Below are 16,038 nucleotides of genomic sequence, written 5' to 3'. Positions count from 1 at the left end.
CCTTTCCCTGTGCATTGCCTGCACCGGTTGAATTCTCTCAGAGTCCTTCGTAATCTCTCTAGCCACTAGAGGTGCAAGGACATATCATGCTGACCATCGGAAAACTGAGCGAGGCCACCGGCGTCAAGGTGCCGACGATCCGATACTATGAGGACATCGGTATCCTCCCCGAGGCAGAGCGGAGTGCCGGGAACCAGCGTCTCTACGGGCAGATGGCGCAAGACCGGCTGAGGTTCGTCCGCCATGCCCGTGAACTCGGTTTCCCGCTGGATGCGATCCGCGACCTTCTCAGCCTGTCAGACCGGCCCGACCAGTCCTGCGCCGCCGCAGACGCCATCGCGCGGGCCCAACTGGTGGCCGTCGAGGACCGCATTGCCCGGCTGACTGCCCTGAAGGCGGAACTGGAACGCATGGTCGTCCAATGCGCCGGGGGTGCGATCCGCGACTGCCGGGTGATCGAGGTGCTTGGGGATCACGGCCACTGCACGGCGCCCCACCATGGCCCGCAGGAAACCACCTGACAGGTCCCGGCGCTGCTGCCGAAAGTCCTTGGCCCAAGATGCGGCGTTCCGTGACTACCAGAGTTCTCGCGCAACGGGGCTCAGCAGCCGATGCAACCTTCTCCCACGACGTCATGAAGCATTGATTTCATGGAGTTTTTCCCAGAGAAGGTTCGACGGCAGTCGCGTTCCCTCCGCCATTACCCCGCTAACTTGCTGATATTAAACGATACCCGTTTTCGTGAAGGTCAATACCTGCGCCCTGGTACAGTCAACTGGTACAGTGAGGGCAAGGATGGCCACGATACCACGGCTGGTTACGCGCGGGCGGACCTTCTATTTTCGCGCCTCGGTTCCACAGGATTTGTGGGATGTCGCGGGCCGAAAAGAGGTTAAGATTTCCTTAAGGACTGCTGAGCGATCATTGGCTCTCATGCGATGCCGCACGATCAGCAATCACGTTGATCTCGTGGTGACGGAGGCGCGGAGGATGGCTCAGGGGCAAGATGCGGCGATAGATCAGGCGATCCGCGACTATTTCCGCGAGGCGCTGGATTGGGGACAGGAATTTGCCGACATCTTCGCCCCCGAAGCGGAGGTGGACGTCGAGGACTGCATCGCCACGCTGGAAACCCGGCTCGCCCTCCTCAGGCGGCGTCTTGCGGTCAGGGACTTCCCCAGCGACATCCAGAGCGAGGCAACGGCTCTTGTGGAGGCCATCCCCCAAAGCACCTTCACCAGCCGCTATCAGGCGCTCCAACGTGCCCAGACGGGGCTCTTGCGGGCGAAGATCGAGGCGGATCGTTTGCTTCTCGCCAAGCTGCACGGCGATTATGCCCAGACGCAGATTGCCGATCCGCTTTTCGCAGGTGTCACCTCATCGCCGGACGCGGTGATCCCGGCGATTGTTCCCCCTGCCTCGATGCCAGCGCCCCTAGCGGTCGCCCCCGCCCCGCCGCTGCGGGAGCTTGCAATCAAGTACGAGCAGGCACTGGCCACCCAGAACATCAAGGAAAAGACCCTTGGCGATCTGCGCCTGACGTTTGATCTGGCCCGCGCCGTGATCGACTTCGACAAGCCCGCCTCGCTTCTCGATACCGCCGACATGAAGGCGTTGCGCGACCTGATCGGGCAGATACCGGCGCACTATCAGAAGAAGCCTGAAACCCGCGACCTTGACCCGGTCGCGGCGATCAAGGCGGGGCATGACCTACCCAAGATGGGCTATGAGACGCAAAAAAAGCGGTTTGATTTCTTCAAGCGGTTCGTCGCGTGGATGGTGGCCGAGGAATATCTGCCCAAGGCTCCGGGTGCTGACCTCAAGCTGCTTGTCAAGAAGCCGCCCAAGGGCAAGCCCAAGCGCCTGCCCTACGACACCGATCAGCTCAAGCTGATCTTCAAGACCCCGATCTACACTGGGCGGCGGAGCTTGAAGCACTCAGGCGTGCCGGGTGATCTGCGGCTTAAGGACGGTCGCTATTGGGTGCCCGTGATCGCGCTTTACGCGGGGATGCGGTCGGGTGAGATTATTCAGCTTTTGAAATCGGACATCCGCACAGAAGACGGCGTGACTTATTTCGACATCTCGAAATGGGAGGACGAAGAGGCGGAGGAGATCAAGAACCTCAAGACCGGGTCCAGCTATCGCCGCGTGCCGATCCATTCGGCGATCCTTGCCCTTGGTTTCCTCGACTATGTGGCCAGCCGGGGCAAAGGGCGGATATTCCCGGACCTCAAGCTCGGCAGTGACGGCACCTATAGTCAGCCATGGTCAAAGTTTTGGTACAACCTCGGCAATGCCTGGGGGTTCAGGACGCCGCTGCATGTGTTCCACAGCTTTCGCCACAACTTTGTGGATGCCCTGCACGATGCGAACGTAACCGATGCCATCGCCATGCAGCTTTGCGGCCATGCTGACGATGCGGCCCATTGGGGCTACGGCAAGGGCGCTTCGCTGGGGCGGCTGAAAGAAGAGATCGAAAAGGTGCAATACTCCGGCCTCGACCTCAGCCATGCAACTGGGTTCGGCTGGGATAAGGGGGGCGAGCATGGCTGACGTTCCCCCGACCGAAGGCTGGCTCCAAAAGCTCACAGCCGTTGCAAAGCAGCAGTTCAAGAAGCAAATTTTCGAGGGCGAGCCAGCAAAGCCCCTTGTGCCGCCGCCCGTCGATAGCGGGAAGTTCACGACATATGGCTTCGAACAGTATCAAAAACTCTGCAAGACGCCTCAGCCCGAACCAGACATCCTGAATGGGACCACCAAGAAAATTTACGCTCAGGTCAAGCACTGGACAGAACTATCCCCGATCCATGCCGAGGGGCGCGACTGGGCTGGGATCACCCACGAAGATTTGGCACAGGCTGTTGGTGTCAGCTCTAAGCAGGTGCAGCGGATCGTCAGCAAGCCTCCGTTTCATACCATCACCAAGGTCATCGAAAAAAGAACCCGCAAGTTGTTCAGGATCGGGGCTCCGTCCGACATGACGCACGAGGACTTTGCCCGCATCATGGTCGCTGACTGGCGAAAGGCGACTGGGCGAAAAGAAAAGCGAGACGATTTCGGCCTGCTCGTCGGGATGGTCAAGGACGCGCCGATAGGCCTTGCGCCTGACATCCTGCGAACTGTTGTGGAGAACTGGTCAGGTTTTTCGGCGGGGGTGGGCCTGGCAGTAGAAGTTGCCAAAGTTGAAGGCGATGCCTTCGACGGCAACGCCGAACACTTCGAAAAGAAGTTTTTTCACTACCCGGCCATCTCTGTCACGCGCCGATTTTGGCCGGTGGCTATCGAGTTCTATCACATGTTCATACAAGAAAATCTCGGGAAAGGTCCGATCCTTTATGACCAAATTGATAAGATACTTAATAATCATGAAATACAGTCACCATTCTGACCAAAGGACATAAAGAAATGGACATGGTGACAGTAGCTCCACGCGCTGCGCTCGTGTCGCACTTCTCACGGGGAAGATGGGAATGAGTTCTCGGGTAGAAGACATAATGCGTTTCTATGACATCCTGAAAATGCTTGAAGGCAGGCAAGGCACTATTCGAACTCTACCTGAAAGCGCCAGCCGGGACTGCCCGCTGCGCGGCGTGTATTTCTTCTTCGAGCTGGGAGAGCAGCGCAGCGGTTCGGGCGATGGTGCCCGCGTTGTGCGTGTCGGAACCCATGCCCTGAAACCCGGCTCCAAGACCACGCTCTGGACCCGGCTGTCCCAGCACCGTGGGGCGCTCAGGAGCGGCGGGGGCAATCACCGGGGGTCAATCTTCCGGTTGCTGGTAGGAAGCGCTCTGATCGCCCGTGACGGGCTTTCCTGCCCGACTTGGGACACCCAGCGCAGCAACGCGTCAAGCCCTGTCCGCGCGGCAGAGATTGAGCTGGAGCGGCTGGTCAGCCGAACCATCGGGGCGATGCCTGTCCTGTGGCTTTCCGTTGACGATGATCCGGGGGCCGAAAGTGAGCGTGGGGTCATCGAACGGGGGGCCATCGCGCTGCTGAGTGGGTGGGGGCAGACTGAGATTGATCCACCGTCGGCCAACTGGCTGGGTCACGCCTGCACGCGCGTCAAGGTCCGCCGCTCGGGCCTATGGAACAACAACCATGTTGATGAAGCCTATGACCCTGCGTTCCTTGACGTGATGGAAAGGCGCGTCCTCGCAACCCCGTTCGCTTAAGGCTGATGTCGTCCCTGCCGTCGGTGCTTTTTTGATCGCAAGCAGGCTCTGGCCCAGCCGAACGAGGGACAATAATCCAGAACTGTCAATCCTGCGATAAGCCCCTGATCCCATGGGTTTTAGCTGGCCTCCGCTGTGGAAACGCGGGGGGACATTTTCGGCAGGGACATTTCGTGTGTCTCTGTCGAACCCCCTCCGCAGACCGGGGTTGAGGCCCGGGTTTCTTGCTTTCACGGCGCTATTTCCTTCCCCTAGGCGCTGACCTGCCCCCCGGTCGTCCCTCGTTCATAACGAGAGTCCTTGGGGTTGATATTGGTTGGTTTCGGGTGTGGCAAGCGCGCCGGGCGCGGAGCCCTCAGATTGCTCAAGCGCCCGGCGCGCTTCTGCCGGGGTCTTGTTGGCCAGCGAGGAATGCGGCCTGACGTTGTTGTAGTCGTAGCGCCAGAGTGCCAGCTTGCGGCGGGCATCGGCCAGGCTGTCGAAGATCTCCTCGTTCAGGCATTCGTCGCGCAGGCTGCCGTTGAAGCTCTCGATGAATCCGTTCTGCTGCGGCTTGCCCGGATCGATGTAGTGCCATTCGACGCCGTTCTCGTTAGCCCATTTCAGAATGGCCTTGCTGGTGAACTCGGTGCCATTGTCAGAAACGATGCAAGCGGGTTTGCCGTAAATCCTGACCAGCGCATCGAGTTCCCGCGCCACTCTGGCCCCCGAGATGCTGGTGTCGGCAATCAGGGCAAGGTTCTCGCGGCAGCGATCGTCGTTGACGGCCAGGATGCGGAACTTGCGGCAGGCCCCGAACGTGTCGGATAGGAAGTCCAAAGACCACCGCTGGTTCGGGCGCAATGGCACCGGCATCGGCGTTCGGCTGCCGCGCGCCCGTTTGCGGCCACGGCGTCGACGCACCGACAGGCCCTCTTCCCGGTAGATGCGGTAGAGCTTCTTTTCGTTCATGATCATGCCCTTGCGCTCCAGCAGGATACCCACGCGCCGGTAGCCGAAGCGACGGCGCTTCTCGACGATCTTGTGCATCGCCTCACGGATTTCCGGGTTATCGAGCGGCCTGTCACGCCGCACCGTCTTCGGATCGACACCGATCAGGACGCAGGCCCGGCGTTGAGAGATCGGATGATCCCTCATCGCCCGCAGCACCGCCTCCCGCCGTTGCACCGGTGTCGTCAGGGCTTTCCCAAGAGATCCTTCAGAACCACGTTGTCCAGCATCGCATCCGCCAGAAGGCGCTTCAGCTTCGCGTTCTCGTCCTCGAGCTGCTTCAGCCGCTTGGCGTCCGACAGGTCCATCCCGCCATACTTCGCCTTGAGCTTGTAGAACGTCGCGGGGCTCAACCCGTGCTTCCGGCAAAGCTCGGAAGTCGGCAAACCCGCCTCCTGCTCCTTGATCATCCCGATAATCTGCGCCTCGGTGAACCGGCTTTTCCTCATGTCGTCTGCTCCTTCTCAGGTTGGGCAGACTCTACATCACAGCGAGGGAACTTCCGGGGGGCAGGTCAACACCTCCGGGCGCGCCATGTGGCCACGCTGAGACCAGATTCCAGACCGCGGATCATGCCGCATCGCGGGTGTAGGAGGTGATGATGCCGCCGAGCTGGTGCCGGCGGCGGATCGGGCCGTCGCGGGCGGGGCTGAAATCGACCTGAAGCACATTGTTCCCGATCTCCCGCCCCCGATGCGGACGCTCGACATTGTAATGGCGCACCCATGTGCGCAGGATGTAATCGAGCTGGGACCGGCTGAAGCAGACGAAGAAATCCAGGCATTCGCGCTTGATGGTGCCGATGAAGGATTCCGCAAAGGCATTTGCGTTCGGCGCCCGGTGCGGGATCTGGATGACCCGGGCAGCTTCCGACGCCCAGACGGCATCGAAGCTGACGCTGAACTTGGTGTCGGCGTCGCGGATCAGGAAACCCGGCGTGATCTCCTGGTCCGCGCACCACATCAGCGTATTGCGGGCCTGCTGGGTCACCCATGCCGAGTCGGGGGCGTAGGTCGGGGCGCTGCAGAACACGCGGCGGCTGCCGAGATGGATGAAGATCAGCACATAGGCCGTCAGCGGCCCGCGGGCGGTAAGTACAGTCTTGGTGAAGAAGTCGCAGGCCACCATGCTTTCCATATGTGCCCTGACGAAGGTGGTCCACGGCAGGGCCGGCTTCTTCTTCCGCTTCTCGGGGCTGGGGTGGATGCCCGCCTCATCGAGGATGCGCTTGACCGAGTTGGCGCCGGCATAGAGCCCGAGCTTTTTCAGCTCCCCGGCGATCCGCTTGTAGCCCCAGAGGAGATTTTCCGAGCCGATGCGAATGATGACGTCGCGCAGCTCCTGCGTCAGGCGCGGCCTGCCCACGGCTTTGAAGGCGCGCCCATCACGCATCTGGGCAAGCCAGCGCTTGTAGGTCGCGGGCCTAGCCACCTCCATGAGCCCGTCGATATCGTGTCCGCACTCCGCCCCGATGCGCAGCAGCTCGGATTTTTCGGCGGGCGACAGGATGATCCTTTGCGCCGGGATGCGGGCCCGGAGAATATGGATCTGGGCCTTGAGCAGCCGCATCTGCGCGTTGTGCCGCGGCATGAAGAACCGGGCCAGGAAGACCAGAAGGAGGGAAAACGTCGAATTCATCTTGCCGGGCTCCACCACGGCGCTTAAAAAACTGCCGTCATGTCAATGCGATGAGACGTGGCTACATTTTGGCACCCCTCTCAGGAAGGCCAAAAACGCGCGGGACGGGTGATGGCCGTCGTGAATCCACAGCGCGCCGCAGCGGACAGGTCCGTTGATCTCCGCATGACAGCATAGGGACCACAGTCGTCCGTTTCGCTGCCAGTCGCGACTGAACCAGATGACCATTTAAGTCACCATAAGTGTCATATAAAACAATGAATTAGGTGGTGAAGAAGGTTCGACGGCAGGCCCATCCCCTCCGGAATTTCTCCAGTATCGTCAGAAGGTTTGCCGCGTTCTCGCTGCATCAAACGCACCAGCCCGAGGGCGAGCAGCCCGCACAATTCGGCGCGGCGCTCGGCGGCGGTCATCTGGTCGGGTGGCAGGGGATTGGGGCGTTTCATGCGAGCAAGTCCGTGTTGGCTTGCCCTGCCTCTACTCAGCCGAGCCGAGAAACGTCCCACAGGGAAAGATGGCGGTTATGCGAAAGGCCGGACTCGACTTATGGTTGATCCATCGTTTGGAACATAATCAGAACACGCCGGCCGTTTGCGAGGTATTCCCGTGGGTTCCGATCTCAAGAAATTTGTTAATCCGAAGTTTCTCAAGACCATTGATCCGGCCCTGATGCGGGCGTTGTTCGTTCGGCACTTCGGCGAGGATGAACTGCCTGTGTCATTCGAGGGAGAGGCCCCAACCATTCGGGCAGCTCTGGCGGCGCATTTCGAAGGAACCGTTGCCGGCTGGAACGCCGGAATGGTCGCCGATTTGCATCGCGTTGCCGAGCTTGGCCGCAGCATTCACGCGCAGCGTGCGCAAGACCAGTGCCCCGTCCGCGATCTGGTTCTTGCGGCGGGAGACGCCCTCGACCTCGTCCGCGAGCAGGTCCAGCATGCGGCGGGTTTCGTGGTCGGTACCGCCATAGGTCAGTTCCTGCAGGCGATAGGCGATGCGAGCCTCGAGAAAGGCGCGGCTGTTGTTCGGCGCGGCGCTGCCGAGGAGCCGTTCCCATTCGGCCTTCAACTCTTTCACCGACATGGCCTTGAGGGCGGCGATGCGCGATAGGACGCTCTGGTCCAGCCGGAAGGAAAACTCTCGCGAAGGCTCACAAACAACCTGCGCGACCCCACCGAGATCGGTGGCCAGGCGGGCGACCTCGTCGCGCCGAAGCGCCCATCCTCCGCCCTCAAGCGCGGAGAGATAAACAACCGGCAAGGAGGAGACTGCCGCACCGCGAATGATCGCCTCGGCTTGATCCAAACCGGCCGAGTCGTCGCTCAGACGGTGTGGCGCACAGGCCGGGCGGAACAAACCGTCATCAAGCACCGCCCCCTCATCGAGAAGCATGCGGATCAGATGGGTCCGCTTGGGCACCTCGAGCCGCACGAGCGTTTCCCGCGCAAGGCATTGCGCTCGCACCCGCAGCAGGTTCCCCCGCCCCGGCAGATTGCGCAGCACAGCTTCAGTGCGCCAAAGGCGCTATCTGGATCGACATAATCATAACGGCATCCGGTCGCGACCCAATCCGCCCCGCGCCCAAGCGCACGGAGGTGAAGCGCCTCAGACACCCCGTCATCGATACGGATATCGTCGCCATCGAACGCGCCGGCTTCAACCGTCTCGAGCAGATGACTGTGTTTCATCCCCCGGATCCATGCCCGAATCTGCGCTTCAAACGCGTCGCCGGCACTAGAAATTCGGTGGCAAATTGACTCGTGCGCCGAGATTAGGCGCGCCACTGAATCCGGTCAATCCACCTCAGGCGTTGAACAGGAAGTGCAGCACGTCGCCGTCCTTGACCTCATAGGTCTTGCCCTCGACGCGGAACTTGCCCGCTTCCTTCGCGCCCGCCTCGCCCTTGTATTTGACGTAATCGTCGAAGGCGACGGTCTCGGCGCGGATGAAGCCGCGCTCGAAATCGCCGTGGATGACGCCTGCGGCCTGCGGCGCGAGCGTGCCCTGACGGATCGTCCAGGCGCGGGCCTCTTTCGGGCCGACGGTGAAATAGGTCTCGAGGCCGAGAAGCTCGTAGCCCGCGCGGATCAGCCGGTCGAGGCCCGCCTCATGCAGCCCGAGCTCCTCGAGGAACATCACCGCTTCCTCGGCGTCGAGCTGGCTGATCTCTTCCTCGATCTTGGCCGAGATCACCACGAACCCCGCGCCCTGCGCCGCCGCCATCTCGGCCACGCGCGCCGACTGGCTGTTGCCGGTGGCCGACGACGCTTCCTCGACGTTGCAGACATAAAGCACGGGCTTGGCGGTCAGGAGCTGGAGCATGTTCCAGGCCTTGCGGTCATCCTCGGCCACCGTGACGGTGCGCGCCGGGCGCCCGGCCTCGAGCGCCTCTTTCGCCGCCCCCATCAGCCGCGCATCTTCCTTGGCCTGCTTGTCGCCCGCGTTGATCTTGCGGGTGAGGTTCGCCAGCCGCTTCTCGAGGCTCTCGAGATCGGCGATCATCAGCTCGGTCTCGATCGTCTCGGCATCCGCCACCGGGTCGACGCGGCCCTCGACATGGGTCACATCGCCGTCCTCAAAACAGCGCAGCACATGCGCGATCGCATCGACCTCGCGGATATTGGCGAGAAACTGGTTGCCCAAGCCCTCGCCCTTCGAGGCGCCGCGCACGAGCCCCGCGATATCGACGAAGGTCATCCGCGTCGGGATGATCTGCTTGGAGCCCGCGATCGCGGCGAGCTGGTCAAGCCGCTTGTCGGGCACCGCGACCTCGCCGACATTGGGCTCGATCGTGCAGAAGGGGAAGTTCGCGGCCTGCGCGGCGGCGGTCTTGGTCAGCGCGTTGAACAGCGTCGACTTGCCCACGTTCGGCAGGCCGACAATCCCCATCTTGAAACCCATGATCTTCCCCTCGCTGGCGTGCGTTTGGCGCCTCTTACGCGGGCCGGGGCGCGCTGGCAAGTCGCGCGGGCCCGCCCGCCCCCGCGGGCCGCGCAAATCCTGCCGCATACGCTTGATTTTCCGCCCCCCATGCCGCAAACCGCTTGCGACAGATCCGAAGGAAACGCCATGACTCGCATCGACGCCAAATTCGCCGCCCTCAAGGCCGAGAACAAAAAGGCCTTCGTCGCCTATCTGATGGCGGGCGACCCCGATATCGCGACCTCGGCCGCGGTGATGGCGGGGATGCCGGCGGCGGGCGTCGATGTGATCGAACTCGGCATGCCCTTCACCGACCCGATGGCCGACGGCCCGACGATCCAGCTCGCCGGCCAGCGCGCCCTCGACGGCGGCCAGACGCTGCAAAAGACCCTCGATATGGTCGCCGACTTCCGCAAGACCGATGACGTGACCCCGATCGTGATGATGGGCTATTACAACCCGATCTATAACCGCGGCGTGACGAAATTCCTCGCCGATGCGAAGGCCGCCGGGGTCGACGGGCTGATCGTCGTCGACCTGCCGCCCGAGGAAGACAGCGAGCTGTGCCTGCCCGCGCAGGCGGCGGGCATCAACTTCATCCGCCTCGCGACGCCCACGACCGATGACGCGCGCCTGCCGACGGTGCTGCAAAACACCTCGGGCTTCGTCTATTACGTCTCGGTCACCGGCATCACCGGCAGCCAGGCCGCGCAAGCCGCCGATGTCGCCCCCGAAGTCGCCCGCATCAAGGCCGCGACCGACCTGCCCGTCGTCGTGGGCTTCGGCATCTCGACCCCCGAAGCCGCCCAGACCATCGCCGGCGTCGCCGACGGCTGCGTCGTCGGCTCGGCGATCGTCAAGGAAATCGGCGCGGGCAAAAGCCCCGAGGCCGTGCTCGCCACGATCGCGGCGCTCGCCAAAGGCGCACATTCGGCCTGAGGCCTTGGCGGCACCGCCGGAGGGGGCTGTCTGCCCCCGCTGCGCTGCCGCGCAGCCCCCCGAGGATATTTCCGCATCGTTGAAAGCGGGCGCCCTCTCCTCCTTCAATGATGTTCAAATATCCCGGGGGTGAATTCGGCAAGGCCGAAGAGGGGGCAGCGCCCCCTGCGCCGCTGCCCTTGCGCAAAACGCCCCGCATTGGTAACAAGATGTAACCAATTCGAGGAGGCCAGCCATGCCCGTTATCACCTGCATCGACGATCTCAAGCGGCTCCACCGCAAGCGCACGCCGAAGATGTTCTATGATTACGCGGAAAGCGGCTCCTATACCGAGCAGACCTTCCGCGAGAACACCAGTGATTTCGCCCAGATCCGGCTGCGCCAGAAGGTCGCCGTCGACATGACCGGGCGCTCGACGCGCTCGACGATGCTGGGCGAGGAGGTGGCGATGCCGGTCGCGCTGGCGCCTGTCGGGCTTACGGGCATGCAGCGCGCCGATGGCGAGATCAAGGCGGCGCGGGCGGCGGCGAAGTTTGGCGTGCCCTTCACCCTCTCGACCATGTCGATCTGCTCGATCGAGGATGTCGCAGCGCATAGCGACGCGCCGTTCTGGTTCCAGATCTACACGCTCACTGACGATGATTTCAACAAGCGCATCCTCGAGCGGGCGCGCGCGGCGGGATGCTCGGCGCTGGTGATCACGGTCGATCTGCAGCTCCTCGGCCAGCGCCACAAGGATCTCAAGAACGGCCTCACCGCGCCGCCGAAATTCACGCTGCCGGTGCTCGCCGATCTCGCCACGAAATGGCGTTGGGGGATCGAGATGCTGGGCACCAAGCGGCGCTTCTTCGGCAATATCGTCGGCCATGTCAGCGGCGTCGAGGATCCCTCGCGGCTGAGCTCCTGGACGGCGGAAAAGTTCGACCAGGCGCTCAACTGGGACCGGATCCAGCGGCTGATGGAAATGTGGGGCGGCAAGGTGATCCTGAAGGGGATCCTCGACGCCGAGGATGCCGAGATGGCCGCGAAAGTGGGCGCCGATGCGATCGTGGTGTCGAACCACGGCGGGCGCCAGCTCGACGGCGCGCTCTCCTCGATCCGGGTTCTGCCCGAGATCGTCGCGGCGGTGGGCGAGCGGACCGAGGTCTGGCTCGACAGCGGCATCCGCTCGGGGCAGGACGTGCTCAAGGCGCTGGCGCTCGGCGCGAAGGGGGTGATGATCGGGCGGGCCTATATCCACGGGCTCGGCGCGATGGGCGAGCCCGGCGTGACCGCGGCGCTCGAGGTGATCCGCAAGGAGCTCGACACCTCGATGGCGCTGTGTGGCGAGCGGCGCGTGGCCGATCTGCGGCGCGAGAACCTGCTGGTGCCGAAAGGCTTCTTCGAGGCCTATGAGTAAGGCGGTTGGTAACGGCTGATTAACGCCTCTTTGCTATCAAGGAGGCGTTAGCAACCCGCGGAGAACCCGCCATGACCCAGATTTCTGCGACCGCGCTCAGCGCGCTCACCTCCCGCGGCACCCGCACCGAAGCGGCGACCGCCGCCGCGGCCAATGAGCTCGAAGGCGGTGATATCCGCTCGGCCTTTGAGGATCTCTATGGCCGGGACAGCACCGCAGGCCCCCGCCCCCTCGACGAGATCGCGCAGACCGTGATGGCCGCGCAAGCCGCCACCGCCCCCGCGCCGGAGGAGCCCGCGGCGAGCCCCGCCCCCGAGGCGCCCCCCGCCCCTGCCGTCGGCGTGCCGATGTCGAGCGTGATCGCCAATATTCGCGAGCGTGTGGACGAGGCGATGAGCCGCGAAGACGCCGATGCGGCGCTGCAAGGCTTCCTGACCACGCGCCAGGATACCGAGGCCGTCGACGCCCGCCTCGCCCGCGCCTCGGCGGAATCGCTTTTCGCCGCCCGGATCTCCTCCTGAGCCACTTTCTCCTTGCCAAAGCCCGGCCGAGGGCTTATCGGCACGCGTTCATGGGCCTGCACCCTTGGAGGAGGCCCGGGTTTTAACTTGGAGATACGAAAATGGCGAAAGAGATCGAAACGATCGAAGCCTTCGTGCGTACGGGGACGGGCAAGGGGGCCGCTCGGCAAGCACGTCGTGAGGGCTATGTGCCCGGCATCGTTTACGGCGACGGCAAAGAGCCGGTTGCCCTGAACTTCGACTACAACAAGCTGCTCACCCGCCTGCGCAAGGGCCGCTTCATGTCGACCCTCTTCAACCTGAAGGTCGAAGGCATGGAAGACGTCCGCGTGATCTGCCGCGGCGTGCAGAAAGACGTGGTCAAGGACCTGCCGACCCACATCGACTTCATGCGCACCCACCGCGCCTCGCGCATCAACCTGTTCATCCACGTGAACTTCGACAACGCGGACGCCGCCCCCGGCATCAAGCGTGGCGGCACCCTGACCATCGTGCGTCCGGAAGTCGAACTCGAAGTGCTCGCGGGCGACATCCCGGATCACATCACCGTGGACCTGACCGGCAAGCAAATCGGCGATGTCATCCACATCAACGACATCGAGCTGCCGGCGGGCTGCAAGCCCACCATCGACCGCAACTTCGTCATCGCCAATATCGCGGCGCCCTCGGGCCTGCGTTCGGCCGATGCGGACGAAGCGGCCGAAGGCTGATCGGATCCGTTCCGACAAGCAAAACGCCGGGCCCAGGCCCGGCGTTTTCATTTTTGCGGCCCCTCAGGCGCCATGGGCAAAGGCAAAGCCCTCGAACTCCCAGCCCATGATCCCGCCCAGCATGATCTTGACCGGCCGCCCGAGCCGCGCCAGCGCCAGCGCCGCCTGCTCGGCCGCGTTGCAATGCGGCCCCGAGCAATAGACGACAAACAGCGTCTCGCCCGGCCATTCCGCCATCCGCTCGGCGGTGATGAGCCGATGCGGCAAGAACACCGCGTTCGGCACATGCCGGCGCGCATAGGTCTCGGGCGTGCCCATCGTATGCAAAAGCACAAAGCCCGGCGCGCCCGGCGCGGCAAAAGCCGCATGAACATCGGAACAATCGGTATGAAGCGCGCATTGCGCCTCCAGCGCGGCGATCAGGCTCTCGGGGGCGGGGGCGGGGCGGCTCAAAACGGGGTTCATCACTCTCTCCTTCGTTGATGGGCCCAGCTTGCCAGCCCGCCCCGCGCCGCGTAAGCTGGCACCATGACAACGATCGCAAATATCCTGCCAAACCTGACCCTCCCGCCGCTCCCCCGCCCGCGGGTCGTGGCGCTCGCCTATGACGGGCTGTGCACCTTCGAATTCGGCATCGCCGCCGAGATCTTCGGCCTCGCCCGCCCCGAAATGGGCCCGAACTGGTACAGCTTCGCCACCGCCGCGATCGAGCCCGGCCCCCTGCGCGCCCAGGGCGGTCTGACCGTGCAAACCGATGGCGGGCTCGACCTGCTCGAGGGCGCCGGGCTGATCCTGCTGCCCGGCTGGCGCGGCGCCGAGGCGCCGATCCCCCCCGCCCTCCTTGAGGCCCTGCGCCCCGCCCATGCCGCAGGCGCCCGCCTCGCCTCGATCTGCTCAGGCGCCTTCGTCCTCGCCGCGACCGGCCTCCTCGACGGTCGCGCCGCCACAACCCATTGGCGCTACGCCGAAATCTTCCGCGCCCGCTTCCCCCGCGTGCGCCTCGACCCAGAGGTGCTCTACATCGACGAGGGCGATATCCTGACCTCGGCGGGCTCCGCCGCGGGGATGGATCTCGGCCTCCACATCATCCGCCGCGACTTCGGCCCAGAGGCCGCAAATTCCGTCGCGCGCCGCCTCGTCATGCCCGCCCACCGCGCCGGCGGCCAAGCGCAATTCCTGCCCCGCCCGGTGCCGCGCGCCCATGAGGGCGACCGCCTCGCCCCCGCCCTCGAAGCCCTGCGCCAAAACCTCGCCGCGCCCCCCTCGACCCGCGCCCTCGCCGCCCGCGCCGGCCTGAGCGAGCGCACCTTCCTGCGCCGCTTCCACGACGCCACCGGCACCACCCCCGCCCGCTTCCTCGCCGAGGCCCGCCTCACCCGCGCAACCGAACTCCTCGAGAGCACCCCCGCCCCGATCGAGGCCGTCGCCGAAGCCGCGGGCTTTGCCTCCGCCGCCCTCCTGCGCCACCATTTCCACGCCCGCTACGGCCTCTCCCCCTCGGCCTGGCGCCGCCGCTTTGGCCGCCCCACCCCCTGACCCCCTTCATCTTGCCAAAAATATCCCGGGGGGCCCGGGGGGCTGGCCCCCCGGCCCGGCCCGCGCTAAAACCGCCCAAACAGGAGATCGCCATGCAACTCTGGGTCGGCCTCGGCAATCCGGGCGCAAAATATGCCGCCAACCGCCACAATATCGGCTTCATGGCGCTCGACCGCATCGCCGCCGACCACGGCTTCGGCCCCTGGCGCAAAGGCTATCAGGGGCTCGTCTCCGAAGGCCGCCTCGGCTCCACCCGGGTGATCTTGCTCAAACCGGAAACCTTCATGAACCTCTCGGGCCAATCGGTGCGCGCCGCGGCCGATTTCTTCAAGATCCCGGTCGAGGCGATCACGGTCTTCCACGACGAGCTCGACCTCGCGCCCGGCAAGATCCGCGTCAAACAGGCGGGCGGGCATGCCGGCCACAACGGGCTGCGCTCGATCCACCAACACCTGAGCGAAAATTACGCCCGCGTCCGGCTCGGCATCGGCCACCCCGGCGACAAGGCCCGCGTCGCCAATTACGTCCTGTCGGATTTCGCCAAGGCCGATCAGGACTGGCTCGACGACCTGCTGCGCGGCCTCTCGGACGGTGCGCCTGCGCTCGCGGCGGGCGAGAGCGCGAAATTCCTCAACGCGGTGAGCCTGCGCACCGCGCCGCCGCGGCCCTCGACCGGCACCAAACCGCCCGAAAAACCCGCCGAAAAACCCGCCGCCGCCCCCGAAGATCCGCGCAGCCCGCTCGAAAAACTCGCCGAGCGTTTCAAGCGCTGATCACCAATGCCCGGTGTTGGGCATCGAGGCCCAGGGCTCGGCCGGGGCCAGCGGCGCGCCTGCCTGCAAGAGCTCGATCGAGACATTGTCGGGCGAGCGCACGAAGGCCATATGGCCATCGCGCGGCGGGCGGTTGATCACCACGCCCGCCTCCATAAGCCTCTGACAAAGCGCATAAATATCCTCGACCTGATAGGCGAGATGGCCAAAATGGCGGCTGTCCGAGGGCAAGCCCGCATCGCCATCCCAGTTCCAGGTGAGCTCGACCGGGCAGTCCTCCTGCCCCTCCGGCGCCATGAAGACGAGCGTGAACCGCCCCGCCTCGCTCTCGATCCGGCGGGTCTCGCGCAGGCCCAAAAGCGCGAAAAACGCCATGCTTTTCTCCAGATCAAGCACCCGGACCATCGTGTGCAGATAGCGCAATTTCATCGGTCTCCC

General features: G+C 64.1%; 17 protein-coding genes and 1 pseudogene. 11 read left to right on the top strand and 7 right to left on the bottom strand.

The window, feature by feature from the left end:
* The first annotated feature begins 86 nt into the window (after positions 1-86).
* From LPB142_RS05445 to LPB142_RS05430, 5 genes and pseudogenes are all read left to right on the top strand, one after another.
* Positions 87-521 (top strand): MerR family transcriptional regulator, encoded by a 435-nt coding sequence (locus LPB142_RS05445; protein WP_071165750.1) that lies wholly within the window; start codon positions 87-89, stop codon positions 519-521.
* A gap of 274 nt (positions 522-795) precedes the next feature.
* Positions 796-930 (top strand): annotated as a pseudogene (locus LPB142_RS19930) (DUF6538 domain-containing protein); the annotation flags it as partial.
* Between the two features lie 60 nt (positions 931-990).
* The gene (locus tag LPB142_RS05440) at positions 991-2,556 is read left to right on the top strand and encodes a site-specific integrase (RefSeq protein ID WP_198037869.1); all 1,566 of its coding nucleotides are present in this window, start codon (positions 991-993) and stop codon (positions 2,554-2,556) included.
* Positions 2,549-3,391, top strand: a complete 843-nt coding sequence (locus LPB142_RS05435; RefSeq protein WP_071165748.1) for a hypothetical protein — start codon at positions 2,549-2,551, stop codon at positions 3,389-3,391. Before LPB142_RS05440 ends, LPB142_RS05435 begins: the two co-directional genes overlap by 8 nt.
* 106 nt (positions 3,392-3,497) lie before the next feature.
* Positions 3,498-4,175 carry a hypothetical protein gene (locus tag LPB142_RS05430; RefSeq protein WP_198037868.1) on the top strand — a complete coding sequence of 226 codons (678 nt, stop codon included), beginning with the start codon at positions 3,498-3,500 and terminating at the stop codon, positions 4,173-4,175.
* Positions 4,176-4,460: 285 nt separating this feature from the next.
* On the opposite strand, the gene LPB142_RS05425 is transcribed toward LPB142_RS05430, so the two are convergent.
* From LPB142_RS05425 to ychF, 5 genes are all read right to left on the bottom strand, one after another.
* Positions 4,461-5,614 (bottom strand): IS3 family transposase gene (locus LPB142_RS05425; protein ID WP_156894319.1). Its coding sequence is split into 2 segments (ribosomal slippage): positions 4,461-5,368 and positions 5,368-5,614, totalling 1,155 coding nucleotides; the frame shifts between segments, so codons are not numbered across the junction.
* 121 nt (positions 5,615-5,735) lie between these two features.
* Positions 5,736-6,803 (bottom strand): integrase core domain-containing protein, encoded by a 1,068-nt coding sequence (locus LPB142_RS05415; protein ID WP_071167137.1) that lies wholly within the window; start codon positions 6,801-6,803, stop codon positions 5,736-5,738.
* Positions 6,804-7,048: 245 nt separating this feature from the next.
* The gene (locus LPB142_RS18375; RefSeq protein WP_083392598.1) at positions 7,049-7,249 is read right to left on the bottom strand and encodes a hypothetical protein; all 201 of its coding nucleotides are present in this window, start codon (positions 7,247-7,249) and stop codon (positions 7,049-7,051) included.
* A 271-nt stretch (positions 7,250-7,520) separates the two neighbouring features.
* On the bottom strand, positions 7,521-8,303 hold the full coding sequence (locus tag LPB142_RS05410; RefSeq protein ID WP_068767565.1) for a DUF2924 domain-containing protein: 783 nt from the start codon (positions 8,301-8,303) through the stop codon (positions 7,521-7,523).
* Positions 8,304-8,603: 300 nt separating this feature from the next.
* Positions 8,604-9,701 carry a redox-regulated ATPase YchF gene (ychF, locus tag LPB142_RS05405; protein ID WP_071167136.1) on the bottom strand — a complete coding sequence of 366 codons (1,098 nt, stop codon included), beginning with the start codon at positions 9,699-9,701 and terminating at the stop codon, positions 8,604-8,606.
* 168 nt (positions 9,702-9,869) lie between these two features.
* Between ychF and trpA the strand changes: the two genes are divergently transcribed.
* The 4 genes from trpA (at position 9,870) to LPB142_RS05385 (ending at position 13,291) form a co-directional block, all read left to right on the top strand.
* Positions 9,870-10,661: a tryptophan synthase subunit alpha gene (gene trpA / locus LPB142_RS05400; RefSeq protein ID WP_068767566.1), complete on the top strand. Its 792-nt coding sequence runs from the start codon at positions 9,870-9,872 to the stop codon at positions 10,659-10,661.
* Positions 10,662-10,896: 235 nt separating this feature from the next.
* Complete coding sequence (locus LPB142_RS05395) at positions 10,897-12,060, top strand: alpha-hydroxy acid oxidase (RefSeq protein ID WP_071165746.1); 1,164 nt, start codon at positions 10,897-10,899, stop codon at positions 12,058-12,060.
* A gap of 71 nt (positions 12,061-12,131) precedes the next feature.
* The gene (locus LPB142_RS19330) at positions 12,132-12,581 is read left to right on the top strand and encodes a hypothetical protein (protein ID WP_071165745.1); all 450 of its coding nucleotides are present in this window, start codon (positions 12,132-12,134) and stop codon (positions 12,579-12,581) included.
* A gap of 101 nt (positions 12,582-12,682) precedes the next feature.
* On the top strand, positions 12,683-13,291 hold the full coding sequence (locus LPB142_RS05385; RefSeq protein ID WP_068767569.1) for a 50S ribosomal protein L25/general stress protein Ctc: 609 nt from the start codon (positions 12,683-12,685) through the stop codon (positions 13,289-13,291).
* A gap of 63 nt (positions 13,292-13,354) precedes the next feature.
* Here LPB142_RS05385 and LPB142_RS05380 read toward each other — a convergent pair whose 3' ends face one another.
* On the bottom strand, positions 13,355-13,756 hold the full coding sequence (locus LPB142_RS05380; RefSeq protein ID WP_071165744.1) for a rhodanese-like domain-containing protein: 402 nt from the start codon (positions 13,754-13,756) through the stop codon (positions 13,355-13,357).
* A 63-nt stretch (positions 13,757-13,819) separates the two neighbouring features.
* Here LPB142_RS05380 and ftrA point away from each other — a divergent pair, with 63 nt between their 5' ends.
* Both ftrA and pth read left to right on the top strand, forming a co-directional pair.
* Positions 13,820-14,827, top strand: a complete 1,008-nt coding sequence (gene ftrA, locus LPB142_RS05375) for a transcriptional regulator FtrA (RefSeq protein WP_071165743.1) — start codon at positions 13,820-13,822, stop codon at positions 14,825-14,827.
* A 92-nt stretch (positions 14,828-14,919) separates the two neighbouring features.
* Complete coding sequence (gene pth / locus LPB142_RS05370) at positions 14,920-15,600, top strand: aminoacyl-tRNA hydrolase (RefSeq protein WP_068767572.1); 681 nt, start codon at positions 14,920-14,922, stop codon at positions 15,598-15,600.
* Here the strand turns inward: pth and LPB142_RS05365 are convergent, their stop codons facing one another.
* Positions 15,601-16,029, bottom strand: coding sequence for a VOC family protein (locus LPB142_RS05365; protein ID WP_071165742.1), 429 nt, complete (start codon positions 16,027-16,029; stop codon positions 15,601-15,603).
* Positions 16,030-16,038: the final 9 nt, after the last annotated feature.

This window comes from Rhodobacter xanthinilyticus, from assembly GCF_001856665.1.
Classification (GTDB): Bacteria; Pseudomonadota; Alphaproteobacteria; order Rhodobacterales; family Rhodobacteraceae; genus Rhodobacter; species Rhodobacter xanthinilyticus.
Note: the sequence above shows the minus strand (reverse complement) of the source record. Positions and strands in the feature narration are given on the sequence as shown.